Consider the following 25,944-nt stretch of genomic DNA (forward strand, 5'->3'; position numbering starts at 1 on the left):
AAGTTTAACGATTATATACTTGCTCAATATATTTACCTCTACCATCTCCATGGCCCAGATCCGTTGAGGTTACCGCCAGCGCCTCTTTGTGGCTTAACCCCTGTTCCTCATAATAGCGGATCGCGTCCTGCGCCCAGGCATAGCGCAGGGAGTGGGGCGAGTATTCGCCTGTCAGCCCGGCATCGCGGAGATGGTTGTGCCAGTAATCCATCGCTGATTTCAGATCCGGTTTGTTAATCAGATGCCCGTCACGCTCCCCGGCAATATTCAACGCCTCTTTCACCGCCTGGCGAACCGCTTCCCTGTCTATCACCTGTGTCATGCGCGGTCGTCCGCCTTTGGTGCCAAAGATCACTGGCAGACGTTCAGCCCCTTTTTCCAGCTGTTTATCCCAGGTTTTCAGCGACTGGCAGTGTAAGCACACCTGTTTTAGTTCCACGCACTTTTTGAGAGTTCCGTTTTTTCAGCCATCAGCCGGTACTCTTCCGGCGTCAGGTTGTTCAGGGATTCATGAGGCCGCTCGTTGTTATATTCCATCAGCCAGCGCTCTGTAATTTCCCGTACTTCATTCAGTGTTCTGAACAGGTAAAAATCCAGGATTTCTGTCCGGTATGTCCGGTTGAACCGTTCGATAAAAGCATTTTGTGTAGGCTTCCCCGGCTTGATAAATTCGAGCATCACGCCGTGTTCTTCGGCCCATTGTGCCAGCGCCAGCGAGACCAGTTCTGGCCCGTTGTCCATCCGCATTTTCAGCGGGTAGCCGCGGTTTGCCACGATCCTGTCCAGCACCCGGATGACTCGCTGAGCCGGGATATTCAGGTCGATTTCTATCGCCAGTGCTTCACGGTTAAAATCATCCACCACATTGAAGGTCCGGAATCGTCTGCCGCAGACCAGGGCGTCGTGCATAAAATCGATGGACCAGCTCTGGTTTAACGCTTGCGGCGTCCCCAGTGGCGCTGGATTACGCTCTGGCAGTCGCTGTTTTCCCTTACGACGAAAATTCAGTTTCAGCAGACAGTAAATCCGGTGAACGCGTTTGTGGTTCCAGATATTGCCCTGCCTGCGCAGCAGCTGGAACAGCTTCTTAAAACCGTAGCGCGGATAGTGTTCTGCCAGTTCAGTCAGCGCATGGATCACCGGTTCATCACGCCGGGTATCGGGCTGATAAAAATAGACCGTCCTGCTCAGCGATAACGTCCTGCAGGCCTGGCGTAAACTCATGGCAAATTGTGCCGTCAGATAGCTGACGAGTTCACGCTTTATCGCTGGTTTTAAAGCTTTTTTTCGATAACGTCTTTAAGTGCCCGGTTCTCAAGGCTCAGGTCGGCAAACATCTGTTTCAAACGTCGATTCTCATCCTCAAGGTCTTTGATTTTTTTAATATCGGCCGCTTCCATCCCACCATATTTCGCTTTCCAGTTGTAATAGCTGGCTTCAGAAATTGCGGCCTCACGGCACACATCCTTGACGGTACGTCCGGCTTCAACGGACTTCAGAACGGCGATGATCTGGTGTTCAGTGAATCGGGCTTTACGCATGGCGATCTCCTCAGGGGACATACTCAGTATGTCGGAAGATCTCTAAAAGTGAATGGGCCGTTTTGCCGGGATACTTACAATCCCACGAGGCAAAACGGCTGTACTGGTGCGCGGTGATGAACCGCTTGATCTGCGTCAGCACGCCTTCATCCTCCTGGTTGGCAATATGGTCGCGCTCGTTCAGCCTGGCGTGCAGGCAGATCCGGACCGCCCCATATGCCGTGCCTTCCTGCCAGCCCGTGACACCCTGCAGCGTCGCTATCTCTCCGGCCACCGCCAGCAGCGCAAAACGGGCCACGATGCGCTGCACCTGGTTTCCGGCATGCTCCGGCATCAGGGCGGTCTGGTAGCGGCGAAGTAACTCTCTTGCCAGTGTGGTGCTGGCGTCCATGTCGTGGGTGAGGAAGGCCAGCCAGGCGCGAAAGGCGGTGCCGTGGAAGCGGGCGACCCGGTTGCAGAGGGCATCGGCAAATTGCTGGCCGCTGGCAAAGCTGTGTAGCTGCTCAAACGCGCCATGCTGCCCGGTGTCGCTGGGGATTTGTACCATGCGCACGTCCATCCCGGCGTAGAGGCGCTCCCCGGCGCGTTCGGTGTGTTCCGCCAGCGACAGCTCCCCGGTGGAGAACAGCAGCAGCGTCCAGTGCCTGCGGTTGCGTACCTCGCCGTCGGTGCGGGCGCGCCCCTTGCCCTGGCCGTTCGCCAGCATATAGGCAATCATCCCGGCTTCACGCGGGTCCACTTCGCGCAGTTCATCAAGCGGCAGCAGGGCATCGTTGTGGCGGCTGGCAATTCCCTCGAGCGCATTCCCGGTTGCCCGCCAGGAGTGCCAGTAATCGGTGCCGCCACAGACGGAAGCGGCCACTTTCATCACCGTGGTTTTGCCGTCGGTGGACTCACCGCGCAGATGAAAGCCTTCGCCGCCCGTTCCGGTCAGGCGCAGCAGCGGGGCGGCCAGCGCACAGCAGACGGCAAAGACCAGCCTCGAGTTGCCAGCACAGAGCGCGGCGACCTGCTCCTGCCATTCCGCCAGCGTACCGGATTGTGCAAAGCTGCCGGTCAGGTAGTGGCTGCCCTGAAGGATGACATTGTCGCCTTCCGGACCGATAACCTCATCCGGCAGCACGTACACGCCGTTGTGCCAGCCGGTTTTCTCCACGCAGGTGACCCGGCGTCCGGGGAGTGACCGTGAGATGTATTCGCACAGCAGGCTGCGCAGGGCGGGGCGGGTGGAGATGTAGGTCAGGCCGTTCTCCAGCAGAATGCGCCGCAGCTCCTCACCGTTGCCGCTGAGCATTGCCATCGGCATGGCCCAGCGCCGCAGCTGCCCGGTGGTGGTGTGCCATTCCAGCAGGCGGCCATAGCTGCCGTCATGACTGTCGCAGGTGATGGCGGTGACGCGCAGCGGGGAACTGATGCGCTGGGGCTGGACGTCGCTTTCCCCGTCGCGTCGTTCGGTCAGCTTATCAAACCACAGTGCTTCTTCATCGAGGCGGAAGTGATCCGGCAGGATGTCAGAAGGCCTTTCCTGCCGCAGGCGTGCAAGCTGACCGCTCCAGTCCTCCAGCAGCTCACCGTCGGGGCTCATCAGCCGGGCCATCTGCACATCCGCATGTGCCAGTTTTACGGCGATTTTCAGCAACTCCTCTTCGCGGATATCGCCTGTGCGAAGTACCCGGACGTAGAGCGCGTCAGGTCTGATTATGGTCAGGTTATCCAGATCGGCCAGTTCATCCGGGCCGAGTACCACCGGAGGAACATCATCTTCCCGGTCGGGATCTTTTCGCCAGGCGCGTGAGGTTTCCCATGCCAGGCTTCCGGCAAGGATCACCACTTCGAGCGTGCGGTCCGGAGACTGCTTACAGAGAAAGGGCGCGCGTTTCATGATGAGGTGTCAGTCGGCTCATCCCTGAGCGTGGATTAACGGATGGCGGTGCGGCGTTGTTGCCACTGGCGGATTTCAGCGGCATCGAAAACCACCAGTCGGGAAGAGAGGTGGACGGGACGGGGAAAGTCGGTGTTTTTAATCAGGCGGTAAACCGACGATTCGCTCATCGCCAGAAACTGGACCACCTGCCGCATACGTACGTTGCCGCTTTCGGGAAAAGCATCGTTACTGTCAACACGGGTTTTCATGATTGCACCTCACGGGAACAGAGTGTCGAGGCGGTTATAGCGCGGAACGGGAAGGGGAGGTATAGGTCCAGGTGAAAAAGGAGAGTCCGGATAGAAAATAATGAGTCCGGGAAAAGTTTCTTTACCATCAAAACTGATAGTTTAAGATTAATTTATTGAAAACAAATAGTTTTTATTCAGCTAAGCCCCGTAGAGATAAGATTTGCTATGGTTAACGAATGGCAACGCACGACTACAAACACTTCACAATAGATGTCGCTATCTCACCGACAGCTTTGAGCGAAGAGCAGATGTTCGCTTTAAAATAGAACTAATCCTCTTTCTTAAAGTTCACTGAAAGAAAATGGTCTGGTTTGTCAATATATTTACATAATGACATACTGAATTCGATGGTGAAGTGAAAGCATGTAATTAAGAGAAGATTTCACATTTAACTATTTAAATAACAGTCCATAATGGGGGGCATTGTTTTAATTTGTTATGTATTTAATTAATATGAGATTTGAGTTAAAGAAACCTCATGTCTAGGTAAGCATTTTTTACAGGGGAAAATATCGACTTCAAACTCTCAAATAAAATTTTTGCACCTTGCTCAATAAATATGCAATCATTAAGTATTGCCTCTGCTTTTACAGCATAATCAAAATTTTTCAATGCATGCCTTATTTTTATTTCATCCTGTAGATAGTTTGCTTTATAGTAAAATATAGACACATTAGAAAAAGCATGGTATGCAAGTAATATTGCCCAGATCGGTCGGGGTAAATTAACAGCCGGAGATAACCTGAGAATTCCATCATCCTCATGCAAACATTTGTTCAAATTGATAAAATAAAAGTTTTGATGGCATGCTTCATGAAGTAAGATATCGGCTAATTGAAATACCTCGTCCCGAAGTGAATAATAGGAAAGCCCACAATGCTTATCCCAACTACCAGAACTGAAAGAGTTTTTTTCGGCCTCGGTGACGTATAAACTTGTTATTGCTGAAGTCACCCACTCTGTCAACACTCCTGTAGAGGATAGTTCATTAATAGCGAGCCTATTTAGCATGTCTAGTTCATCAAAATTCCCAATTGTTAGCTTAGATGATGTGTCATAGCCATGGTTGATAGTATCTTTAAATGCAACAGCATCGCCAAGAAACATTGATGTCGATATTTTATGAACATTATCATGGTTTTCTTTTATTGTTTCTCTAAATGTGAGAGTGTTTTTTTTAGTTATGAACTCCTGATTGTTCAAACATCTAGCAGGAATGCCATTAAAGGAACCAAAGCCTGGAGAGGCTGTATTAGAAAATTTTCCTTGCACGCAAATCCCGGATAACCTAATAGCATATAACTCTATTTTAAAATATGGAGGCTCTAGGGTTGTATCTGCCAACCATTGAAGAAGTGAGGGGATTTCAGGTGCCCATGTGTTGCTGTTTTTTGGTAAGGACCGATCAGATATACATATTAGAGCTTCTGTAACCCATAGGGGGATTAGGTGAGGTTTAAGGTTTTGTAATAGCTTTTGAGCCAATACTACAGAAAAGGAACTTTTCCTATTTAATAGCGCATCATGAATGCCTTGCTCTGAAAAAGGGCTAGCACAAGAAATTAAACTATCCAACACGACTCACCCCCTCCACCCATGCCTTTTCAGGAATCGACTGTTGCATATATTTTAAAATATGCTTCCCAAGTCCATACATAACACTACAGTAATATGTCGGATTATTAAAGCTCACTCCATCAAAACGGTCTGGTATGTAACCCCCACCACACGCATTAACGACAGCACAATTTTTACATGTGTCACAAAGCTTTTGTAATTCCTGAACTTTGAAATGTTCAGAATGCACATCCAACTTATGTGTTTTAATATTAATGTCATCACTAGAATATATACCACCAAGGAATCGAGTCACATCACTCATTCCAATTGCACCATTTGACTCAACAACACACAAAGTAGTTAAATCGCCTCCTAGTGCATCGAGGGCAACCTCATGCCCAAGAAATCCTTTAATCATTAATTCATACAACCTAATTCTTGGTGCTCCTTCACCAAGTGATCTCCAGTATTCGAAACCTTTAATCAGTTTTTCTTCTAAAGATGCCAAGTCTGTTATTCCGCTGGGCGGGGTTATAATATTGCCAAGAGGAAGTAGTAAATCAAAAGAACAAATCCCTATAGTGGGAAACCAGTCAATTAACTCACAGATATCAGATGTGTCAGAAATGACGGCAAGTGCGCCTGGCTTAAAATTTGTTCTAGTGATATGCAAATTTTCAAGCACATCTAATAAATTTGGAGTAATGTCCCGTCCTCGCCGATTAACTCTTTTTGAGAAAATTGATGGAGGTCCATCAATACTAATGCCTACATTAACTTTAAATTCAGAAAACAAATCAACCCACTCTCTATCCAGAAGTAATCCGTTGGTTTGAATTGAATATCGGAGGATTTGTTTGCCAACTATAAAATCCATAGTTGTAAGCAGTTTTCGTAGTCGCGCTTTCCCATATAATAAAGGCTCCCCACCATGCAGTTCTAGATGAAAAGTCTTCATATTATAGAATTCAACATGTTCTTTAATTTTTTTTGCTAAAGCCTGAACAATTTCATCACTAGCAAAATTCTCCCGTTGGGACCAAGAACTATCCCCCATGTTATAAACATAGCAATACGTACAATTTATATTGCATTTCTGAGATATCTTGAAAATAACTTGGTGAAGAGTTTTTGTTTTTATATTGAATGAAAAATCAGTCATCCCTCCCCCTTGTTACATTAAATTTTAATATAAACTAAATTTGATTAGTGTGACTACTCCGATGATCACTTGCATGAGCTGTTTGGTCGCCACCTAATTGTTTTCTCTGTTCTTCAATAAGTTTTTTTATCAGAGCGTCAATATTTTCATAATCATCAAAATTAATTTTTGAAAGATCTATTTTGCGAGGTTTTTTAGGCTCAACCATAGCATCACCAATAAGTTAGAATGTGGATGGTTAAATTAAGATATAATCTCAGTATGAAACTTTGTCAAATGTATATGCGAACATAATGTAGGTGCACTCCTGTTGTTGTTACACGCTCTGAGCGTCCCGCGCTTTTAAACCATAGGACGATGTCTTTCATAAGTTAGTAGATTCATATAGTTATGAGATCTATCTACGGACGAATACAATTTTCAAGCTTAACCCTTCTCCTCCTCTCGTAAAATCAAAGGCATTTAGTCTGGCACGTCAGAAAGAAGCATTGATATGAGGTTTCTAATAAGCACTAAGAATTATTTTTGTTACAGTGCGCTACCTTGTCCTTCCCGATTGTTCTTTATTGATTAGGTTATAATGACCTATGAGGTCTGCCTCTAGGCACGAAGCCGACTATACACCTGAAGTTTCAGAGCTTAATCGGTTCACCACACTCGACACTGGGAGCGCCTACCTACGTTCTCTTCTCCCGTCCCATCTTCAACACCTCATAAAACGTCCCTCGTCCAAGCCCATCCGACGGCAATTCCTGTTCCTGAGCCAGAGCCTTCAGCTTCCGAAGTATCCGATCCGAAGTTGGTTTATCAGACGTACCATAACGCCCATCAGTCTCCTCAACCAGAAGCTGAACCAGTAACCAGCAGAGCCCGGCAGTATTCTCCCGAGCCTTATCGCGTTTATGCATCCCACGCTGGGAAGGTTGTGATGAAGCAGTGAGATCTGGCAGCGCGCCGTCGCCGAGTGTCTTCAGCCACTTGCGGCCGCGACTGTGACGCGACAGTTTCATCACCGCCTTCAGGCTGCGGGCCTTAATTTCTGGCGGAGTGAGTTCGTCATCAATAAGCCGCCAGGCCAGGGCGAACATCTCATCGGCATAGAACATGCGTTTGTTCGCCGGGGCGCTGACCATGCCTGTAGCTTTGATGGTGCGGCTGATGGCGTCGTGCAGGATACGGTAATTCTCCTGATGTTCTTCCGGCAGGGCGTTTGCCGGTTGGGAAGCATCGAGGCCGAGAAGCAGAAGGGCGAGTTGCCGCGCTTCCAGCAGCGGCATATCACATTCCCGTTCAAACAGATTCTGACGAATGGGACTGGTCACATTATTCTCCTCCTTCAATGGCTCTTTGCACTTTCACACCAGCTCTGGCGGACAAGGTTTTACTCTGTATTGCTCGTTAAATAGACAAAGGCAGATTATCACCAGAGTGTTGGTAGTTTTGTTCTGACATGTAGGATCTGTGGAGTGCATAAAGGAAATCAGCTTCCGGCAGGAACAAATTGATCTCTGTACTTAATCTGGACCATTTCTCAGAAGAGCAGGGGGGGCATGAGACCTTGTTGGTGGTCTAAATATAATCTATATTAAAACCGAGATATGACCATTAGGCGGACCAACATGAAAGTAGAGACAATCAGCTACGTTAAAAAGAACGCAGCAACGCTTGATCTGTCAGAACCCATCCTGGTCACACAAAATGGTGTGCCTGCTTATGTTATAGAGTCCTATGACCAGCAGCAGGAACGGGAGAACGCCATTGCTTTGCTGAAATTGCTGACCCTGTCAGAGAAAGATAAAGCGGAAGGGCGCGTGTTCTCGAAAGACCAGTTGCTGGATAGCCTTGCGGATTAAACGCAGCGCGCTCAACGTTAAGGGATTTCCATGGAACAGCAGGTGACCTTTGAGTACACGCTTACGGTAAAGCACTGCATCGACACAATAGCAGGTTTCCTGAAGCGTGTTTGTGTTGAGCCGCGTCCGGTTATCGCAGATATTCTCACACAGTTTGAGAGTACCGTGGGTCAGTTCCCGCTGGGATGCCAGATTTGCCCTGAACTGCTGAAAATTGGCTGCGCCAAATACCGGGAGTTTAACCACGCTGAAGGCTACCGGGTTTTGTATTCCGTAGACGGAACGTTAGTGACCGCGCATGCGATCCTGGCACATCGGCAGGATGTTCAGCAACTGCTGTTTAAGCGTCTGATCATGGCCTGATAGCCCTAAATGCGTGTTGTACGGCAATAATACAAATCTAAAGAGCGTGTTTGTAAACTATCATAACAACATGATTAATATCACAAATTTCATCATTTTGACGGTATTTATTACAGTGTCGTCTGGAAATGGTTGTCATAAAATTCCGTGATAACAAGATGTTGGATGGTTCCTAAACCATTGAGTGGGAATAATTCCTGCTGATAGCTGAACGAAACCCTCTGTTTACAGAGGGTTTTTTTATGTCCGTAATGATGTTTGATGTCGGTTGGGCATATGGTCTGGATTAAAAACGATGCCTGACGATTAGCGAACACGCCATGAAGTCGAGTCAATCAGCAACGTTAAAAGAACGCCGCGACGGGTGAATGTCAATTTTTGCTGCAGTTGCTTACCCTGTCACAGAAAGATAAAGCGGAAGGGCGCGGGTTCTCGAAAGAGCCGTTACATTGGCCGTAGGCGTTATTCCTGGGCTGGAGTGGTTGGCGTCGCGGGAGCATCAATGGTGATGGTCGATTGCTGCGACTCTTGCTTGCCCTGATGATGGTACCAGGCGCCGATAGAGGAGTAGACAAAGCGTCCAAAGAAGAAGAGAAAACTGATAAGTAGTACGATACGGGTCATGCGACGGTTAAATCGATGTCGTTTACGCATACTGGGTGCCTGACTCACAAAAGGTTCCTTGAAGTATACCCGAAGACGGGCAATGGGGCTATTAAGTCATAGTATAGCGGTGGGGTCAATTGTCGGCGGTGTAAAAATCGTAGAGCTAAAACATTACTTAATGTTATATAAGATGAACATCGTATTTACACGGATTTTGGTTGTTGCACAAGGTCGCAAAAAAATAAGTTTTATTAATATTAGCTAAATAGTTTATTGATTTGCGTCAATTGCTTGATTCTGTTGCTCACTAAAATCGACCATCTGTTCCGCATCGTTATTACTTTCGCGGTTAGCCTGGTCGGGTTGGATGCCTGTCTGAATATACTCCGCAGGAGTTGGGGTAATCTGTCGAGCATCTATGAGTATTATTAAACTATACAAACGATATCAGGATAAATGGTGGGCACTACCGCTCGTCTTACCTACGTTGTTGTTGCCATTAGCGCGCGCTGCAAATACATTCGCGAATCTTAACGGTCATACCGTCTTCCTGTATTACCTTCCGCTGGCGCTAGTATTAAGCCTGATGCTATTTTTTGGCTGGGCGGCATTGCCTGGCATTGTTATCGGCTTGCTGCTGACCATTACGCGCGGCATGACCTTTGAGCAGGCCATCGGCGTGTTATTTCATTTTTTGATCCCCGCGGTGCTGTGCTGGGGCGGATATCGTATTTTCGTTCCGCGCCGCCAGCAGATTTCCCACGGCAATGTTGCCCTGATGCCGCATCGATTGTTCTGGCAAATGCTGCTGCCTTCGGTGATTTTTCTCATTATCTCGCAACTTGCGGAGTATCTGGGTCTGCATCCGCGCGCGGCGGAGCTGGTTGGGACGACGCCATTTAGTTTACGATCGTTAATCACTTTTCAGGCGCTGATGGTCGGTTGTCTGACCGGCGTGCCGCTGTGCTATTTTTTGCTGCGCGTTATTCGTAATCCTTTGCATTTACGCGGCTTTATATCCCAGGTGCGTTTACAAATCGACCAAAAAATAAAACCGCTGGAAATTATTGTCTGGGCAATAGCATTGTTAATAATACTGGCTTTATTATTCATGCCGTTAAATGTCAACAGCACGATATTTAGCACAAATTATACATTGTCATTACTTATGCCGGTCATGTTATGGGGAGCGATGCGCTTTGGTTATCGTTTTATTTCCCTGGTGTGGCCGCCGATATTAATTCTGGTCATCCATTTTCATTACAGCTACTTGCCATTTTCCCCCATCTACAATAACCAGCTGGCGATTACCTCCTCCAGCTACCTGGTTTTCTCTTTTATTATCGCTTATATGGCAATGCTGGCGACGCAGCAGCGGATGATCCACCGTCGGGTTCGCAGAATGGCCTTTCTCGACCCGGTCGTTCATATGCCAAATTTGCGCGCCCTGAGCCGGGCGCTAAACCACTCGACCTGGTCGGTACTGTGCTTTTTACGCATGCCAGAGTTGGAGCTGCTCGGGCGGCACTACGGCGTGATGCTGCGAATTCAGTATAAGCAGCAGCTGTCGGAGTATTTGAGTCACCTACTGCAGCCAAACGAAATGGTCTGTCATCTTTCGGGCCATGACCTTGTGGTACGCCTGAATAGCGACGATCATCAAAAACGCATTGTGATGCTGGATGAGCGGATTAAGCAGTTCCGTTTCATTTGGGATGGTATTCCGCTGCAGCCGCCCGTCGGGATCAGCTATTGCAACGTGCGCTCTCCGGTCAAGCATCTGTATTTACTGCTCGGTGAACTGAATAATATTGCCGACATGTCGTTAACCAGCGGACAGCCGGAAAACGTGCAGCGCCGCGGCGCCGTTCACGTTCAACAGGGGCTAAAAGAACGCGTGTCCATGATGAACCAGATCCTGCAGGCGCTGGAGCAGAATCGCTTTCGGCTGATGGCGCAGCCAATTGTCGGCATGCGCGGCGATAGCTATCATGAAGTCCTGTTACGCATGGTTGGCGAGCAGGGCGAGCTGGTTGCGCCGGATAATTTTTTGTCCGCGGCGCACGAATTTGGCCTGGCTTCGCGCATCGACAGCTGGGTTATCGACAATACGCTGGCTTTTATGAACGATAATCGCCATACGTTGCCAGGCATGCGTCTGGCCATCAATCTGTCGCCAGTCTCGGTCAGCCGCAGCCGTTTCCCGGATGAAGTCGAGGAAATGCTGCATCATTATAATATCGAGCCATGGCAGCTTATTTTTGAACTAACGGAAAACCACTCGCTCAGTAATCCGGAGCAGGCGCAACAAACGCTCGCGCGGTTGCAGGAATTGGGATGCCGGGTGGCGATTGATGATTTTGGCACCGGCTATGCCAGCTATGCGCGGCTGAAAACGCTTAACGTCGACATGCTGAAAATTGACGGTAGCTTTATCCGTAATCTGGTCACCAGTAGCCTGGATTATCAGGTCGTAGCGTCGATTTGCCGGTTAGCGCAAATCAAAAACATGCAGGTAGTGGCGGAATATGTGGAATCGCCGGAGATCCGCCAGGCGGTGATTTCACTGGGGATTGATTATATGCAGGGCTATGACATTGGGATGCCGGTTCCGATAGAACAGCTGGCGTGTGCGGCTGACGTCGCATAAAAAACGGCCGGGCGTATGGCCCGGCCGTTTTTAGTGAAAGAATCCAGCTTTACGCTTCTTCTTCAGTAATTTTCAGCAGCCATTCCGGCACGCCTTCCCAGTATTCTTGCTCTTTCTCCAGATCCAGTAGCACTAACGCGTTCTGGCTAAACCAGTCGTGGGGGAAAATTAATGTCCAGTGATTGGCTTCCGTCTTCAATGTCAGTTTTGGCGGCGTAGTCGTCGCCTGACGCTGATTATTCAGCAATACGCCCAGACGCAGCAGTTGGATCAGCGGCAAGAATTGTTTTTTCTTAAACAAGGTAAAACGCGGCAGATCATCAAGCTTGATAGCTTTGCGGTGATAGCGCACCAGCGTAGCCATCAGCATCTGCTGCTCCTGATTAAAGCCCGGTAGATCGCTATTTTGCAGGATATAGGCGGAGTGGCGATGCATGCCGCTGTGGTTAATGTTCAGCCCCACTTCATGTAGCATTACCGCCCACTTCAGCAGGGCGGACAGATGCGGATTCGCCAGTTTCGGGTTTTGTTCCTGCCACTGCTCGAGCATCTGAGTGGTGGTTTCCAGTACCCGGCGCGCCTGCTCGCGATCGATATTGTACTGGTTTGCGAGGCTCTGGGCCGTACGGCTGCGAATATCCTGGTGGCGGAAGCGACCTTCCATCTCGTACAGCACGCCTTCGCGCAGCGCGCCGTCGGACAGGCGCAGCTCTTTGATCGCCAGCGCGTCGAATACCCCGCACAAAATGGCCAGACCGGGCGCGAATACCGCTTTACGGTCTTCCGACAATCCCGGCAGGCTTAATGAATCGAAGTTTTTATTCTTCAGCAGTTCACTGACCAGCATTTCAAGGCGTTCTGGGGTAATGAATCCGTCCTTTTCACCCATCGCGACCAGCACTTCGTGCGCTGCTTTGATGGTGCCAGAGGCGCCCAGCGCCACGTTCCACCCCTGAATACGGAATTGCCAGGCCAGCGTTTCCAGTTTCTGCACCGCCGCCAGGCGCGCGCGCTGGAAGTTTTCTTTATTGATAACGCCGCCGGCGAAATAGGCCTGCGAGAAGCTTACGCAGCCCATACGTCGGCTTTCCACCAGGCGGGGCTCGAAATCTTCGCCGATGACGAGCTCAGTCGAACCGCCGCCGATGTCGATAACCAGCTTACGTCCCCGTTCCGGTTGCGTGTGTTCAACGCCCATAAAAATCAGACGCGCTTCTTCGTTACCGGAGATTATCTCGATGGGGTAAGGAATGACTTTTTCCGCTCGTTTGAGAAAATCCGCCGCGTTAGCCGCCTGGCGCAGGGTATGCGTCCCGACGATACAAACGCTGGAAGGGGAGAACCCCTGCAGACGTTCAGCAAACAACGACAGGCAGTTCAGCCCGCGAGTAATCGCTTCTTCGCTCAACACCGAGTTTTCATCCAGGCCATCGGCCAGGTGGACGCGCTGCTTGAGGCGACCGATGATCTGCATTGCCCCGTCGACGACACGGGCGATCACCATATGAAAACTGTTCGAACCAAGGTCGACCGCAGCGAACTCCTGCGGCCGAGGTGTTTTTTCGTTTATTGGCATAGGTTAATCGGGTTGTTCGAGTGATTTGAGATAATCGTAAATCGCCATCTGTGCGCGTACTTTGCGACGATTGCCGCGCGGCACGTAGCGATTACTCAGTTCTTTATCAAGATAGCGCGCTTTTACGGTATCGTTGAACAGGATATCGAGAATATCCAGTACGCGTTGCTTCAGACGCGGGTCCAGCAGCGGTACGGCCACTTCGATACGATAGTCGATATTGCGCGTCATCCAGTCGGCGGAGGATAACCACACCTGTTTATCACCGCCGTTTTCAAAACAATAGACCCTGTCGTGCTCAAGGAAACGGTCAACGATACTAATAACGCGAATATTTTCGCTAATCCCCTCAAGACCCGGGATCAGCGAGCACATGCCGCGGATGAGCAGGTTCACCGGTACGCCGGTGCTGGAGGCGGCGTAGAGTCTGTCCACCAGCCCTTTATCGACCAGGTTATTTAATTTAAGCGTAATTCCGGACGGTTGCCCATTCTGCGCATTGGCGATTTCGCGATCGATCATTTCATACAGCAGACGACGCGAGTTCTGCGGCGATACGAGCAGGTAGTCGAAGCTGACGGGTCGGTAAGGGTTTTCGATAAAGTTAAATACGCGACGGACTTCATTGGTGATGCGCGCGTCGGCAGTGAGTAATGAATAGTCGGTGTAGATACGAGCGGTTTTCTCGTTGAAGTTGCCGGTGCCGATATGTGCATAACGTACTACCTCATCGCCTTCTTTACGTGAAATGAGGAATAGTTTGGCGTGGATCTTCAGCCCCGGCGCCGAGAAGATAACGTGTACGCCGGCTTCAGTCAGACGTTTAGCCCAATGAATATTGGCCTCTTCATCGAAGCGCGCCTGCAGTTCAACCACCACGGTCACTTTTTTACCATTGTGGGCGGCGTGGATCATCGAATCGATAATCCGTGAATCCTTAGCGACGCGGTAAATATTGATTTTGATTGCCAACACGCTTGGATCGAACGAGGCCTGACGCAGCAGTTCAAGCACGTGCTCGAAGGTATGATACGGATAGTAGAGCAGTACGTCGCGTTCGCGGATGGCGTCAAAGCCGTTGCGGAATTTATCGAACCACAGGTGGCGCAGGCGCGGCATCGGTTTGTTGACCAGGTTGGCCTTGCCAACATTCGGGAAACCGATAAAGTCTTTAAAGTTGTGATAACGCCCGCCCGGCAGCATTGAATCGTAGTTGGAGATGGAGAGCTTATCGCGCAGCATTTCAACCATCGCGTCCGGCATATCGCGCTGGTAGACAAAACGTACCGGCTCGGCGGTTAAGCGCTGCTTCAGGCTCGAGGACATCAGCTCCATCAGGCTCGATTCCATTTCGTGTACCAGATCGTACTCGGCATCACGGGTCATTTTCATCGAGTATGCATTAAGGGCATCGTAGTCAAAGAAACCCTTGAAGATATCATCCAGGCAGTAACGCAGAATGTTATCCAGCAGAATCATTGGTTTGCGGCGTCGCGGCGTTTCCGGCGGCAGGTTCACAAAGCGCGGCACCTTATCGGATGGAATTTCCAGCAGCGCGTAGTTAATGGTATCGCCGCGGATAATCTCCACCGCCAGATAGGTGTAATCATCTTTCAGGAATTGAACCAGATCCGTTTCGCGATTGATCAGAATCGGCGAAATATGCTGGCGAAGATACTGTTTGAAGTAGTTGCGCAGCCAGGACTGCTGATTAACGGACAGCTGGCGTTCGTTAATCAGGAAGATCTGATTACGCGCCATTTCCAGCAGCAGTTCATTATAAAGACCATCAAATTCCTGATCGGCCTTGAGCACGCGGGCCTGGATTTTACCTAACAGATGACGTGAATGGGCGGTACTACCTTGTTCTTCACTGATAAGAATGCGTCGCTTAAGTTCAGCGAAGCGCACTTTGTAAAACTCATCAAGGTTATTGGAGTAAATTCCTAAGAAGCGCATGCGCTCGATAAGCGGGTTACTCTTGTCCGCCGCTTCCTGAAGTACGCGCTCGTTAAAGGACAACCAGCTGAGTTCTTTTTCGATGTATAGCTTTTCCTGGCCCATTACAACTCACACTCCGGATCATTGACGTCGCTTTTTCATTATGGCGAGCTTTGCCATTGAATGTCCAACTATGTCAAAGCAATATGACAGTTTTCTTTCAATCGGATGTCAGGAAAAAGCGGACGCGTTTGTTTGCTTACGTTATGTTCAGTCAGGGGCGAAATGGAGGGCGAAACGATGTGGGAAACGCGGGCGCTGGAGCTCAATAATCAGGACATCTGGCACTGGCCGTCGGCCTGCCGGTTGATTGAATACGCAATTGAGCATGATTTTAATACCGTGGTGGTGGGGCAGGCCGAGCTATTTGGCAAGCTGGTTTCGCCACAGGGGTTTACGCCTTTTGACTATAACGACCGCTTGTCGAGCCAGCAACGAGCGCGCTGTATCTATCTCAATCGCCTGGCGTTGCGCTGTCGTGAGCAGGGGTTGCGATTTTATCTGCAGGCGAAAGAACTTAGCTTTCCCACCGAACTGTTATTAGCGCATCCGGAACTGCTGGATACCCCGCGCGGGGTGCGTTTTGATGTCGATTTCTGGAGCCGCTGGTTAACCGACAAAATCCGCGCCGTGTGCCAAAGCGTGCCGGCGCTCACCGGTTTGATTATTGCACTCTCCAGTACCGACGGTTTACTGCCGATCTCTCGCCCGCAGTGGGTCAGGCAAAGCGACGGTCTTCGCCAGCCGGCGCAAAGCTTGATGCTCTATCGTCGCTGCTTTAATGCCCTGAGTCAGGCGGTAGCCGCGCAAAATAAGCATCTGGTACTGCGAGTTTTCCCCGCCAGCAATGACGATCTCAGCGTCGTACTGGATGCGATTGAACCGCTGCCGCCTGCGGTTTCGGTATCGATAAAACTCACGCCGGAACGTTTCTGGCCTGCTTTCCCGAATAATCCGGCGCTGTTGGCGGTGCAGACGCGGGATGTGTGGATCGATATCGATCTTGCCGGAGAGGAAGTGGGATGGGGGGTCATGCCATTTTTACGTATTGATGAGCTGCAGGGGCGGCTGTTGTGGTGCCAGAGCCGCAATCCGCGCATTACCGGCGCTATTTGTAAAACCAGTTGGGAAAGTATCGATAATCACTGGATCCCTGCGACGCTAAGCGAATGCAACCTCTTCGCCTGTAGTCAGTTGCTGGGCGAAGGGGCGGTAAAAAATCAGCAGCAGTTACTGGTGCAATGGCTGGTGCAACGTTACGGCTGGTGTCCGTCAGCCGATGTCGCGCAGCAGTTCCAGTTGCTGCTTGAACAGGCCACGCAGACGCTCTACCAGTCAATATATGTGCGTGACCACGTTTTCCATCGCCATAGCCAATTGCCTGAAAGCTACGGCCAGGCGGTGTGGAGCCTTTACGGACAACTGGCGCGTAGCCACTGGTTACCCGGTTCGGCGCAGGATATCCACTTCACCCGCGATGACCCGCAGAAGTCGATGGCGAATCTCACGCAAATCGCGCAAGAAAAAGATGAAGTCGCAGCCAGCGCGCAGCAGTTGGGAATAGCGGCGCAAGCGTTCGCTCTCACCGCGGATTTTCCCGCCGCGCTGGCGCTTCGGTGGCGTGAAGAGTGGCAGGGACTGCCGCTCTATTGTCAGTTATTTACCCATGCGCAAAAGGCCTTCTTTACCCTGCACTATGCCCGAGAGGTGGAAAACAGCTGGAGCATGCGGGAAATTTGCCATATCAACGTGCAGGCGTTATATCGCTGCGCATCGGAAATGGAAACGCTTTGTCAGCAGATTGGCGAGGCCTCGCCGGCGTTTTACGTGATGTTCGATCCTGTACGAGCACGTAATCTGGCGGATAGCCTGAGCACCGAACTGGCGGCGCTCAGGTAACTGCATTAAAGGGTGCGACGTAGGGCTTCAACCAGGCACAGTATCGCCATTGCCTGGCCGTAGGGCATGGCGGTCAGGGGGATATTACGATAGTGGTCGAGGTCCTTGCCCATCGCTGTGCCAAACGACACCTGCGTTAACTCTCCTTGCGGCGAGATATGTTCGATTATCCCCCGGCAGGCCCGCTCGGCGACCGGCAGAAACGCGTCGTCGAGGTAGCCGAGGCGCACCGCCTTGAAAATACCCGCGGCAAATCCCGCCGTCGCAGAGGCTTCCAGATAACTATCCGGCTCGTTGAGCAGCGTCGGCCATAGGCCGTTTTCGGCCTGGCAGCGGGCAAGGGCGCTGACCTGAATCTGCAGAGTATTTTGCAACTGGCGGTAAAAGGCGTCGTGCTCGTCGAGATCGAGCATCTCCAGTAGCTCCGGTATCGCCAGCGTTATCCAGCTATTGCCGCGAGCCCACAGCGCGCCGGCGAAATGGTGTCTGCCGTTGAAATGCCAGCCGTGAAACCACAGGCCGCTTTGGCGGTCGCTTAAATAATGCAGGTGCTGCAAAAACTGAAATTTCGCCTCTTCTAGCCAGCGCGATTTACCAAACATTTTGCCGAGCATCGCCAGCGGCAGCACCGCCATCATTAGCGTATCGTCCCAGATTTGTTGATGATGGGGAGCCTCATAGGTGACGTGCTGCAGGCAGCCTTCATCGGTACGCGGCATCTGGCGATATATAGCGTCTCCCCAGCTTTCCAGGTAGGCGCGCCAGTCGCTGCGAGGCGTCTGTTGATAGCGCAGCGCCAGGGTTAAAAACGGGCAAGCGGTATTGATGTTTTTTTCCGGCGTGCCCTCGGCGAAGCGGGCGCTAAACCAGCCGTCAATAAGTTCACGAGCCCGAAGCGATCCTGTCAGTTGCTGGTAGCGAAACAGGCCAAACAGGGCGATGCCATGCGTCCACTCCCAGCCGTCCCAACCTTTGGTGTCAACCACCCGGCCATCCGCCAGCCGTTGCAAATACTGGCCGCTATCGTCGGTAATCGCGGTTAAGTTGCCGATTAGCGCTTCGATGAGTGACTGTAATTCAGGACGGTTGTTTTTCTGCGACATAGTGATTTCCTTGAGAAGAAACGGCGGCGCGTTGCCAGCGATCGTTGCGATGTGGATGGCCGGTCAATAGCTCGATGGTTTCGCGTGCCAGCGGGCTGGCATCCTGTGGATGACCACCGGCGCGCAGACGCTCCAGTTCGCTAATCAGGATTTGATGTCGCGGCTGGCTCAAGCGAAAACGAAACGCGCCATACATCGCCAGTAGGGCCAGCAGGCCGGGGCCAACGAGGAATACCCACCAGATGCCATTCAGCGCGGCGGTATTCTGCGTTTCGGCGCCTTTGGTGAATCCAAAGGCTTCCAGCGCCAGGCCGACGATAAACAGCGCCAGCGCCTGGGAGAATTTGCGCGTCAGCATCATCACCCCTGCGTAGATCCCTTCACGCCGCACGCCGGTGTAGGCTTCATCGATATCGGGCAGGAAATTGTAGACATTCCATGGGATGAGATAGGTGCCGCCGCGGGCGATCCCCATCACGATTGCGCCGCCGAGCAGCAGCCAGGAAAGATGGCTGAAAGAAGCGGTCAATTGGCTGAACCACAGTAGCGCGCAGAGGATCAGCGCGATGGCCACCTTATAGGCGTTGCCGTTGCCGACGCGGATGCAAAGCCAGGTAAATAAAGGGATCGCGAAGAACTGAAACAGCGTCATCAGACTCATGGCCTGCGAAGCCAGCGAGGTGCCGACACGTAGCACGTAGGTCATATAGTGCATAAACAGAGAGCCGAAAATATCCAGCGCCACCGCGCCGCCGACGTACATCATGATATGAATACGGAAGGTCCGCAGACGGAAGGTCGAGGCCATTTCCCGATACAGCGAACGCAGCGTTTTGCCTAAACCTTGCTGCGTCTGCGGAGGCGGGAGGTTGTCGCGCTCCCAGGTACCGCGCCAGACGAAGATCCACGGCAAGGCAAAAAGCAGGGCGAAGATAATGCCGATATAGAGAAACGCCTGCGATTTATCGGCGACGTGGGCCATGATTTGCCCGGGGATCAGCGCCGCGAGAAAGGCTGTCGCCTGAGCGAATAACATTCGCGCGCCGGACATTTTCGAGCGCAAATCATAGCGGGTGGTCATCTCTGCAGGCAGCGTATCGTAAGGCACCATCAGCAGGGTGAAGACGGTGCTGAATAGTAGATAGGTACCAAGGTACCAGGCGTAGCCAAAACCACTTATCCACATCAGAGCGAAACAGAGCGATAGCGGCGCGCCGAGAATGAAGAAGATCCGTCGCCGTCCCCAACGGGTGCGAATGTTGTCGGTAATGTAGCCCATCACCGGATCCGTGATGCCGTCCCAAATCTTGGCGATGGCGAAAATAGAGGCCGCGGCGGCGGGTGAGAGCCCGGCGACTTCGATATAAAAGTAGAGCAGCCACAGGCCGGTGATGGTCATCGCGCCGCTGCCGAAAATATCGCCCATCCCCCAGCAGAGGATGTTGCGGGTTTTGACTTCTCGTTGCGGGGTCACTGTCCTCGTCATGAGCGTATCTCTTTGGTAAGGAATGCGAGGTTGCACAGTAAAAGAGGGGGAGGGGGGCGAGAATCCCGACAGTCGGTTTTTCGTACCGTTCTGCGAGCAGCATGCCAAATGGCGACAAAATGAAATAAATCCCGTGATGCTGCTCACATATGCTGCGGTTTAAGAGGGCAATAACTGTGATAACGGCCCTATTTTCATTTTTTCCGCCGGTAAATTTTGCGCGAAATCTCACGTTTTTCCCCTGAGCGTGACGGGGAATGTGAAAGGGTACGCAGATATTTCCGCGGTAGTGGTTTCGACTCTACGCTGAGGGCCAGATAAATGGTGAGATAGCTAATACGTTGATTTCCAGGACATGCTATGAACATTTATCTTTCGCAGCGCCATCCCCATGCGGATGGCGTGACGCCGGATACCGAACTTTTTCAACAGGCGCTGGACGAACTGGCGCAGGCAGGCGGCGGCCAGTTGGTAGTTGATTGCGGCAGGTACGCGCTTGGCGGTTTGCGGATAGGGTCGAACACCTGTCTGTGGCTGTCGCCGGGGGCCGAGCTTATCGTTAGCGAAAACTATGATGACTTTGCTCAGGCGACGGCGCTGAGCCGGGCGGAATCTTCAGATCGGGCCTTTCTGTATGCTGTGGATGCACAGAATATTACCATCTGCGGCGGCGGCGAGATTTACGGCAGCGCTGACGGCTGGTTCTCCCGTGGCGTTGATGCCATGGGCTACCGCACGCCAGCCAGGGCGCGCCCGCGGATCATTTTGCTGGAGAATTGCCGTCGCGTCCGGCTGGAAAATATCACCGTACGACATGCCCCGATGTGGACAATCCATCTGGTCTCCTGCACGGGCGTGGTGGTTGACGGCGTTACCGTCGACAATGATTTGACGATGGCTAATACCGATGCGCTGGATATTGACAGCTGCCAGCAGGTCCATATCGCCAATAGCTATTTCAGCGCGGCGGATGATGCCATCTGTTTGAAAACCACCGATAAACCTGAGCGCATCCAGCGACCGTTGCGTCAGGTAACCATCGTTAACTGCACGCTGCGCTCGAAAAGCTGCGCCTTTAAAATTGGTACTGAAACCTGGCGGGATATTGAAGATGTGCTGGTGAGTAACTGCACTATCTTTGACTCCAATCGCGGCATTGGCCTGATATCCCGCGACGGCGGGCGGCTACGGCGGATGATTTTTAGCAGCATTGCTTTTGATTGCGTGAGCGCGCCGGCCTGTCATTGGGGCGAGGCGGACCCTGTTTTCCTTTCCGCGCGCCGTCGCGATCCGGCGATTGAACCCGGCGAAATCTCACAGATCCAGTTCCGCGGGCTGGTTGGCGAGTGCGAAGGCGCGATAAACCTGCATAGTGAAACGCCAGGTCAGATCCGGCGTATTCTGTTTGACGGCGTGCAGCTAACCCAGAAGCTGAACCTGGCAGCGGAGCAGGGGCTTTATGATATCCGCCCGCCGTGCAATCCGATGTCGCCGACCGGGATGGGGATTGATAACGCCTGGTGTTTGAATCCGCAAAGCGGCCGCGTTTGGGGTGTCGAGCCTTATCCCGGCGGTTTGCCGGTACTGTATGCTAACGGCGTAGCGGGTCTGACACTGCGCGAATTTGATTATCAGCGCCCGACCCCATTACCGGCAGCCTGGAACCCTAACGCGCTATGTCTGGAAAACGGAGATAATTAGCGAGGAAACAAGAGAAGAAGTTGCCCCGGCGATTGCTCCGGGGCCAGAATAACTTATTCTTCAGCGGCATAGCCCTGCGGCGGCAGCTTGCGATTATCCAGCCACGCAGAGTTAGCTTCCATACGCAGGCGTCCATCAACAAACCAGCTCACCACCAGCGGGTAGATATCGTGCTCCTGCGCCTGAACGCGGGCGGTAACGTCATCTTCGCTGTCTTCCGGAAATACCGGTACCCGAGCCTGTAAGATCACCGGCCCGCCGTCGAGCTCGTCGGTGACGAAATGCACCGAGGTGCCATGTTCCTCATCACCGTTTTCCAGCGCCTGGCGATGAGTATGCAGCCCTGGATATTTCGGCAGCAGAGAAGGATGGATATTCAGCAAGCGCCCCTGATAGTGGTCAACAAACGCTGGGCTAAGGATGCGCATATAGCCTGCCAGCACCACCAAATCCGGTTGAAAGGCGTCGATTTGCTGCATCAGCTCGCGGTCGAAGGCCTCGCGGCTATCAAACGCTTTCGGCGAGAGCGCAAAGGCCGGAATACCGGCCTCGCGGGCGCGCTCAAGGCCGAATGCTTCGGCCTTATTGCTGAATACCGCACGCAGGGTGCCGTTGATTTGCTTCCGGGCGCAGGCATCAATAATCGCCTGTAAATTACTGCCGTTACCGGAAATCAGCACCACAATGTTTTTCATTCAATGACCACACGTTGTTCGGCATCGGATGCCTTGATATAACCGATTTTCCACGCGTTTTCACCCTGCTCGTTCAGCAGGGTGATAGCTTTATCCGCCTCGGCTGCCGGGAGCGCGACCAGCATGCCGACGCCGCAGTTAAAGGTGCGGTACATTTCGTGGCTGCTGACATTACCGGCGGTTTGCAGCCAGTTGAAGACTTCCGGCCACTGCCAGGATGACTCGTCGATCACTGCCTGGGTGTTGTCCGGCAGTACGCGCGGGATATTTTCCCAGAAGCCGCCGCCGGTCAGGTGGGCGATAGCGTGGACGTCGACATTGGCAATCAGATTCAGAATCGATTTGACATAAATACGGGTCGGCGCCAGCAGGTGGTCGGCCAGCGGTTTGCCGTTGAGGTCGGTGGTCTGCGGGTCAACGCCGCTGACTTCGATAATCTTACGTACCAGCGAGTAGCCGTTAGAGTGCGGGCCGCTGGAGGCAAGCGCGACCAGTACGTCGCCGTCAGCCACTTTGCTGCCGTCGATGATTTCTGATTTTTCTACCACGCCGACGCAGAAACCGGCCACGTCATAATCTTCACCATGGTACATACCCGGCATCTCTGCCGTTTCGCCGCCAACCAGCGCGCAGCCGGACTGTAAGCAGCCTTCGGCGATGCCGTTGATCACGCTTGCCGCGGTGTCTACGTCCAGTTTACCGGTCGCGTAGTAGTCAAGGAAAAATAGCGGCTCGGCGCCCTGAACCACCAGGTCATTAACGCACATGGCGACCAGATCGATACCGATAGTGTCGTGACGTTTAAGGTCCATCGCCAGACGCAGCTTGGTGCCGACGCCGTCGGTGCCGGAGACCAGTACCGGTTCGCGGTATTTCTGCGGCAGAGCGCACAGCGCGCCGAATCCGCCCAGTCCGCCCATCACTTCCGGGCGACGGGTTTTCTTCACCACGCCCTTAATACGGTCGACGAGAGCGTTGCCTGCATCAATATCCACGCCGGCATCTTTATAGCTGAGAGAGGTTTTATCGGTCACTGCGAAGTCTCCACGCGTTTGCGGTAGCAAGAAAAATCGGCGCAATTCTAACAGGGAAAGCAAACGTTTGCGAGCCTGCTTTACACTCGATTTAAAACGGCTTACAGATGAGCAAATTTGATACTGTTCACGAAAATGAAACCGGGTACAGTCTTCTGCTTGCCTCGCCTTTAATGAATGATCATTATGCCAATGAAACCGGTTTCTGTTTGGTGAAAAGCGCATAACGATCGTCTATAGGGAGAGTATATGTCCGGATTCAAAGAAGGTTTTCTGTGGGGCGGCGCGGTAGCGGCGCATCAGCTTGAGGGCGGCTGGCAAGAAGGAGGGAAGGGGGTTAGCGTTGCTGACGTGATGACCGCAGGCGCCCACGGGGTGCCGCGTACGATCACCGACGGCGTACTGCCTGGTCATAACTATCCCAACCATGAGGCAATTGATTTTTATCATCGTTATAAAGAAGACGTAGCGCTGTTTGCCGAACTGGGATTTAAGTGTTTCCGTACTTCAATTGCCTGGACGCGCATTTTTCCGCTGGGTGATGAACTGGAGCCCAATGAAGCGGGCCTGCAATTCTATGACAATCTGTTCGACGAGTGCCTGAAATATGGTATCGAACCGGTGATCACGCTCTCCCATTTTGAGATGCCTTACCACCTGGTGACTGAATACGGCGGCTGGCGCAACCGTAAACTCATTGATTTCTTTGTCCGCTTCGCGAAGGTAGTGTTTACCCGCTATCAGCACAAAGTGAAGTACTGGATGACCTTTAACGAGATCAACAACCAGGCCAACTTCCATGAAGATTTCGCCCCCTTTACCAACTCGGGCCTGAAGTATCAGCCCGGCGAAGACCGTGAACCGGTGATGTTCCAGGCCGCCCATTATGAACTAGTCGCCAGTGCGCTGGCGGTAAAGGCGGCACGCGAGATTAATCCGGGGCTGCAGATTGGCTGTATGATCGCGATGTGTCCTATCTATCCGCTCACCTGCGCGCCGGACGACATGATGATGGCGATGAACGCCATGCATCGTCGTTACTGGTTTACCGATGTGCATGTACGCGGTCGCTATCCGCAACATCTGCTCAACTACTTCGCGCGCCGCGGTTTTACGCTGGATATTACCGACGCCGACCGCCGGGCGTTACAAGAGGGCTGTGTCGACTATATTGGTTTTAGCTACTATATGTCCTTCGCCACCAAAGCGACTGACGATAATCCGCACCTGGATTACGACGAAAGCACCAGCCTGGTCTCCAACCCGTACGTGAAGAAATCGGATTGGGGCTGGCAGATTGACCCGGTTGGCCTGCGCTACTCGCTCAACTGGTTCTGGGATCATTATCAACTGCCGCTGTTTATCGTTGAAAACGGCTTTGGCGCCATTGACGTGCGTGAAGCGGACGGCAGCGTGGACGACCAGTATCGTATCGATTATCTCAGCGCCCATATTGCCGAAATGAAAAAAGCGGTGGTGGAAGATGGCGTCGACCTGATGGGGTATACCCCGTGGGGCTGCATCGACCTGGTCTCCGCCGGTACCGGGGAAATGAAAAAGCGCTATGGATTTATCTTTGTTGATAAAGATAACGAAGGTCGCGGTACGTTGGCCCGCAGCCGGAAAAAATCTTTTGCCTGGTATCAGCAGGTTATTGCCAGTAACGGCGAAAACCTGTAGGTGCCAACAAGCGTAGCGTTGTCAAAGATAAAAGCCGAAGGGGAACCTCCGGCTTTTTTTGTTTGTTTTATAATGTGTAACAATCCATAAATCACTTTGTTTGATATACGTCAAGCAAGATGGGTATGGCGCAATCCGCAAAAAGCGGTATAATCCCGCGATTTTTTTTGTGGCTGCCCCTCAGAGGAGAAAGAGAATGAAGATCGTGGAAGTGAAACATCCACTCGTCAAACACAAGCTGGGCCTGATGCGTGAGCATGACATCAGTACTAAACGCTTCCGTGAACTCGCCTCAGAGGTTGGTAGCTTACTGACCTACGAAGCAACCGCCGATCTCGCTACCGAGCGTGTCACCATCGAAGGCTGGAACGGCCCGGTCGAAGTTGAGCAGATCAAAGGTAAGAAAATTACCGTAGTGCCCATTCTGCGTGCCGGTCTGGGGATGATGGAAGGCGTGCTGGAGCACGTGCCGAGCGCGCGTATCAGCGTCGTGGGTATCTACCGTGATGAAGAAACGCTGGAGCCGGTTCCTTATTTCCAGAAGCTGGTTTCTAACATTGACGAGCGTATGGCGCTGGTGGTTGACCCGATGCTGGCAACCGGCGGTTCGATGATCGCGACTATCGACCTGCTGAAAAAAGCGGGCTGCTCGAGCATTAAGGTGCTGGTGCTGGTGGCGGCGCCGGAAGGCATTGCCGCGCTGGAGAAAGCGCATCCTGACGTCGAGCTGTACACCGCGTCCGTCGACCAGGGCCTTAACGAGCACGGATACATTATTCCGGGCCTCGGCGATGCCGGCGATAAGATTTTCGGTACCAAATAAATGATGAAGTGATAAAAAGCCGACTTTGAGAGTCGG

General features: G+C 52.0%; 20 protein-coding genes and 2 pseudogenes. 7 read left to right on the plus strand and 15 right to left on the minus strand.

Going from position 1 to position 25,944, the window contains the following annotated elements:
• Nucleotides 1–4: 4 nt before the first annotated feature.
• The 8 genes and pseudogenes from KGA69_RS12865 to KGA69_RS12900 form a co-directional block, all read right to left on the minus strand.
• Nucleotides 5–412: pseudogene (locus KGA69_RS12865) on the minus strand (integrase domain-containing protein); the annotation flags it as partial.
• 17 nt (nt 413–429) lie between these two features.
• Nucleotides 430–1,541 (minus strand): IS3 family transposase gene (locus tag KGA69_RS12870; RefSeq protein ID WP_213292368.1). Its coding sequence is split into 2 segments (ribosomal slippage): nt 430–1,280 and nt 1,280–1,541, totalling 1,113 coding nucleotides; the frame shifts between segments, so codons are not numbered across the junction.
• A gap of 79 nt (nt 1,542–1,620) precedes the next feature.
• Nucleotides 1,621–3,423: pseudogene (locus KGA69_RS12875) on the minus strand (DUF927 domain-containing protein); the annotation flags it as partial.
• 35 nt (nt 3,424–3,458) lie between these two features.
• Nucleotides 3,459–3,674, minus strand: a complete 216-nt coding sequence (locus KGA69_RS12880; RefSeq protein WP_032649164.1) for an AlpA family transcriptional regulator — start codon at nt 3,672–3,674, stop codon at nt 3,459–3,461.
• Between the two features lie 507 nt (nt 3,675–4,181).
• A complete protein-coding gene (locus KGA69_RS12885; protein WP_213292369.1) occupies nt 4,182–5,294 on the minus strand; it encodes an HEXXH motif-containing putative peptide modification protein in 1,113 nt (370 codons plus the stop codon).
• A complete protein-coding gene (locus KGA69_RS12890; protein ID WP_213292370.1) occupies nt 5,284–6,438 on the minus strand; it encodes a radical SAM protein in 1,155 nt (384 codons plus the stop codon). The genes KGA69_RS12885 and KGA69_RS12890 overlap by 11 nt, the downstream gene beginning before the upstream one ends.
• 34 nt (nt 6,439–6,472) lie before the next feature.
• Nucleotides 6,473–6,646, minus strand: a complete 174-nt coding sequence (locus tag KGA69_RS12895) for a hypothetical protein (RefSeq protein WP_213292371.1) — start codon at nt 6,644–6,646, stop codon at nt 6,473–6,475.
• 469 nt (nt 6,647–7,115) lie between these two features.
• Entirely contained in the window at nt 7,116–7,760 is a 645-nt protein-coding gene (locus tag KGA69_RS12900; protein ID WP_213292372.1) for a hypothetical protein, read from the minus strand.
• A gap of 297 nt (nt 7,761–8,057) precedes the next feature.
• Here KGA69_RS12900 and KGA69_RS12905 point away from each other — a divergent pair, with 297 nt between their 5' ends.
• Nucleotides 8,058–8,291 (plus strand): type II toxin-antitoxin system Phd/YefM family antitoxin, encoded by a 234-nt coding sequence (locus KGA69_RS12905; protein WP_000862030.1) that lies wholly within the window; start codon nt 8,058–8,060, stop codon nt 8,289–8,291.
• Between the two features lie 30 nt (nt 8,292–8,321).
• The gene (locus KGA69_RS12910) at nt 8,322–8,654 is read left to right on the plus strand and encodes a type II toxin-antitoxin system RelE/ParE family toxin (protein ID WP_213292373.1); all 333 of its coding nucleotides are present in this window, start codon (nt 8,322–8,324) and stop codon (nt 8,652–8,654) included.
• Nucleotides 8,655–9,116: 462 nt separating this feature from the next.
• Here the strand turns inward: KGA69_RS12910 and KGA69_RS12915 are convergent, their stop codons facing one another.
• Nucleotides 9,117–9,308, minus strand: a complete 192-nt coding sequence (locus KGA69_RS12915) for a YfgG family protein (RefSeq protein WP_045392697.1) — start codon at nt 9,306–9,308, stop codon at nt 9,117–9,119.
• 370 nt (nt 9,309–9,678) lie between these two features.
• Between KGA69_RS12915 and KGA69_RS12920 the strand changes: the two genes are divergently transcribed.
• Nucleotides 9,679–11,910 carry an EAL domain-containing protein gene (locus KGA69_RS12920; RefSeq protein WP_045392694.1) on the plus strand — a complete coding sequence of 744 codons (2,232 nt, stop codon included), beginning with the start codon at nt 9,679–9,681 and terminating at the stop codon, nt 11,908–11,910.
• Nucleotides 11,911–11,959: 49 nt separating this feature from the next.
• Here the strand turns inward: KGA69_RS12920 and ppx are convergent, their stop codons facing one another.
• Together ppx and ppk1 are read right to left on the minus strand one after the other, a co-directional pair.
• On the minus strand, nt 11,960–13,486 hold the full coding sequence (ppx, locus tag KGA69_RS12925) for an exopolyphosphatase (protein ID WP_045392691.1): 1,527 nt from the start codon (nt 13,484–13,486) through the stop codon (nt 11,960–11,962).
• A gap of 3 nt (nt 13,487–13,489) precedes the next feature.
• Nucleotides 13,490–15,550: a polyphosphate kinase 1 gene (gene ppk1, locus KGA69_RS12930; RefSeq protein ID WP_047043447.1), complete on the minus strand. Its 2,061-nt coding sequence runs from the start codon at nt 15,548–15,550 to the stop codon at nt 13,490–13,492.
• Between the two features lie 177 nt (nt 15,551–15,727).
• Between ppk1 and KGA69_RS12935 the strand changes: the two genes are divergently transcribed.
• Nucleotides 15,728–17,386: a hypothetical protein gene (locus KGA69_RS12935; protein ID WP_213293138.1), complete on the plus strand. Its 1,659-nt coding sequence runs from the start codon at nt 15,728–15,730 to the stop codon at nt 17,384–17,386.
• A gap of 5 nt (nt 17,387–17,391) precedes the next feature.
• Here the strand turns inward: KGA69_RS12935 and KGA69_RS12940 are convergent, their stop codons facing one another.
• Together KGA69_RS12940 and KGA69_RS12945 are read right to left on the minus strand one after the other, a co-directional pair.
• Nucleotides 17,392–18,489, minus strand: coding sequence for a beta-galactosidase BglB (locus KGA69_RS12940; protein WP_063447468.1), 1,098 nt, complete (start codon nt 18,487–18,489; stop codon nt 17,392–17,394).
• Nucleotides 18,464–19,915: an MFS transporter gene (locus KGA69_RS12945; protein ID WP_045392682.1), complete on the minus strand. Its 1,452-nt coding sequence runs from the start codon at nt 19,913–19,915 to the stop codon at nt 18,464–18,466. Before KGA69_RS12945 ends, KGA69_RS12940 begins: the two co-directional genes overlap by 26 nt.
• Before the next feature lie 420 nt (nt 19,916–20,335).
• On the opposite strand from KGA69_RS12945, the gene KGA69_RS12950 reads away from it, so the two are divergent.
• On the plus strand, nt 20,336–21,676 hold the full coding sequence (locus KGA69_RS12950; RefSeq protein WP_047043456.1) for a glycoside hydrolase family 28 protein: 1,341 nt from the start codon (nt 20,336–20,338) through the stop codon (nt 21,674–21,676).
• Nucleotides 21,677–21,729: 53 nt separating this feature from the next.
• On the opposite strand, the gene purN is transcribed toward KGA69_RS12950, so the two are convergent.
• Both purN and purM read right to left on the minus strand, forming a co-directional pair.
• Nucleotides 21,730–22,371 carry a phosphoribosylglycinamide formyltransferase gene (gene purN / locus KGA69_RS12955; RefSeq protein WP_045392675.1) on the minus strand — a complete coding sequence of 214 codons (642 nt, stop codon included), beginning with the start codon at nt 22,369–22,371 and terminating at the stop codon, nt 21,730–21,732.
• The gene (gene purM / locus KGA69_RS12960) at nt 22,368–23,405 is read right to left on the minus strand and encodes a phosphoribosylformylglycinamidine cyclo-ligase (RefSeq protein WP_058675602.1); all 1,038 of its coding nucleotides are present in this window, start codon (nt 23,403–23,405) and stop codon (nt 22,368–22,370) included. Before purM ends, purN begins: the two co-directional genes overlap by 4 nt.
• A gap of 249 nt (nt 23,406–23,654) precedes the next feature.
• Between purM and KGA69_RS12965 the strand changes: the two genes are divergently transcribed.
• Both KGA69_RS12965 and upp read left to right on the plus strand, forming a co-directional pair.
• Complete coding sequence (locus KGA69_RS12965) at nt 23,655–25,085, plus strand: 6-phospho-beta-glucosidase (protein ID WP_045392669.1); 1,431 nt, start codon at nt 23,655–23,657, stop codon at nt 25,083–25,085.
• A 196-nt stretch (nt 25,086–25,281) separates the two neighbouring features.
• Nucleotides 25,282–25,908: a uracil phosphoribosyltransferase gene (upp, locus tag KGA69_RS12970; RefSeq protein WP_015370402.1), complete on the plus strand. Its 627-nt coding sequence runs from the start codon at nt 25,282–25,284 to the stop codon at nt 25,906–25,908.
• The last annotated feature ends 36 nt before the right edge of the window (nt 25,909–25,944 follow it).

It is taken from the genome of Klebsiella sp. A52, from assembly GCF_018388785.1.
In the GTDB taxonomy this organism is placed as follows: domain Bacteria; phylum Pseudomonadota; class Gammaproteobacteria; order Enterobacterales; family Enterobacteriaceae; genus Klebsiella; species Klebsiella aerogenes.

What these genes read in the sequence shown, in the direction of transcription:
- KGA69_RS12895 (WP_213292371.1), bottom strand. Translation starts at nt 6,646, where the DNA reads ATGGTTGAGCCTAAAAAACCTCGCAAAATAGATCTTTCAAAAATTAAT.
- KGA69_RS12945 (WP_045392682.1), bottom strand. Translation starts at nt 19,915, where the DNA reads ATGGGCGATATTTTCGGCAGCGGCGCGATGACCATCACCGGCCTGTGG.
- KGA69_RS12905 (WP_000862030.1), top strand. Translation starts at nt 8,058, where the DNA reads ATGAAAGTAGAGACAATCAGCTACGTTAAAAAGAACGCAGCAACGCTT.
- KGA69_RS12950 (WP_047043456.1), top strand. Translation starts at nt 20,336, where the DNA reads ATGAACATTTATCTTTCGCAGCGCCATCCCCATGCGGATGGCGTGACG.
- KGA69_RS12965 (WP_045392669.1), top strand. Translation starts at nt 23,655, where the DNA reads ATGTCCGGATTCAAAGAAGGTTTTCTGTGGGGCGGCGCGGTAGCGGCG.
- purN (WP_045392675.1), bottom strand. Translation starts at nt 22,371, where the DNA reads ATGAAAAACATTGTGGTGCTGATTTCCGGTAACGGCAGTAATTTACAG.
- ppx (WP_045392691.1), bottom strand. Translation starts at nt 13,486, where the DNA reads ATGCCAATAAACGAAAAAACACCTCGGCCGCAGGAGTTCGCTGCGGTC.
- KGA69_RS12920 (WP_045392694.1), top strand. Translation starts at nt 9,679, where the DNA reads ATGAGTATTATTAAACTATACAAACGATATCAGGATAAATGGTGGGCA.
- KGA69_RS12935 (WP_213293138.1), top strand. Translation starts at nt 15,728, where the DNA reads ATGTGGGAAACGCGGGCGCTGGAGCTCAATAATCAGGACATCTGGCAC.
- KGA69_RS12890 (WP_213292370.1), bottom strand. Translation starts at nt 6,438, where the DNA reads ATGACTGATTTTTCATTCAATATAAAAACAAAAACTCTTCACCAAGTT.
- upp (WP_015370402.1), top strand. Translation starts at nt 25,282, where the DNA reads ATGAAGATCGTGGAAGTGAAACATCCACTCGTCAAACACAAGCTGGGC.
- KGA69_RS12880 (WP_032649164.1), bottom strand. Translation starts at nt 3,674, where the DNA reads ATGAAAACCCGTGTTGACAGTAACGATGCTTTTCCCGAAAGCGGCAAC.
- KGA69_RS12940 (WP_063447468.1), bottom strand. Translation starts at nt 18,489, where the DNA reads ATGTCGCAGAAAAACAACCGTCCTGAATTACAGTCACTCATCGAAGCG.
- ppk1 (WP_047043447.1), bottom strand. Translation starts at nt 15,550, where the DNA reads ATGGGCCAGGAAAAGCTATACATCGAAAAAGAACTCAGCTGGTTGTCC.
- KGA69_RS12910 (WP_213292373.1), top strand. Translation starts at nt 8,322, where the DNA reads ATGGAACAGCAGGTGACCTTTGAGTACACGCTTACGGTAAAGCACTGC.
- KGA69_RS12915 (WP_045392697.1), bottom strand. Translation starts at nt 9,308, where the DNA reads ATGCGTAAACGACATCGATTTAACCGTCGCATGACCCGTATCGTACTA.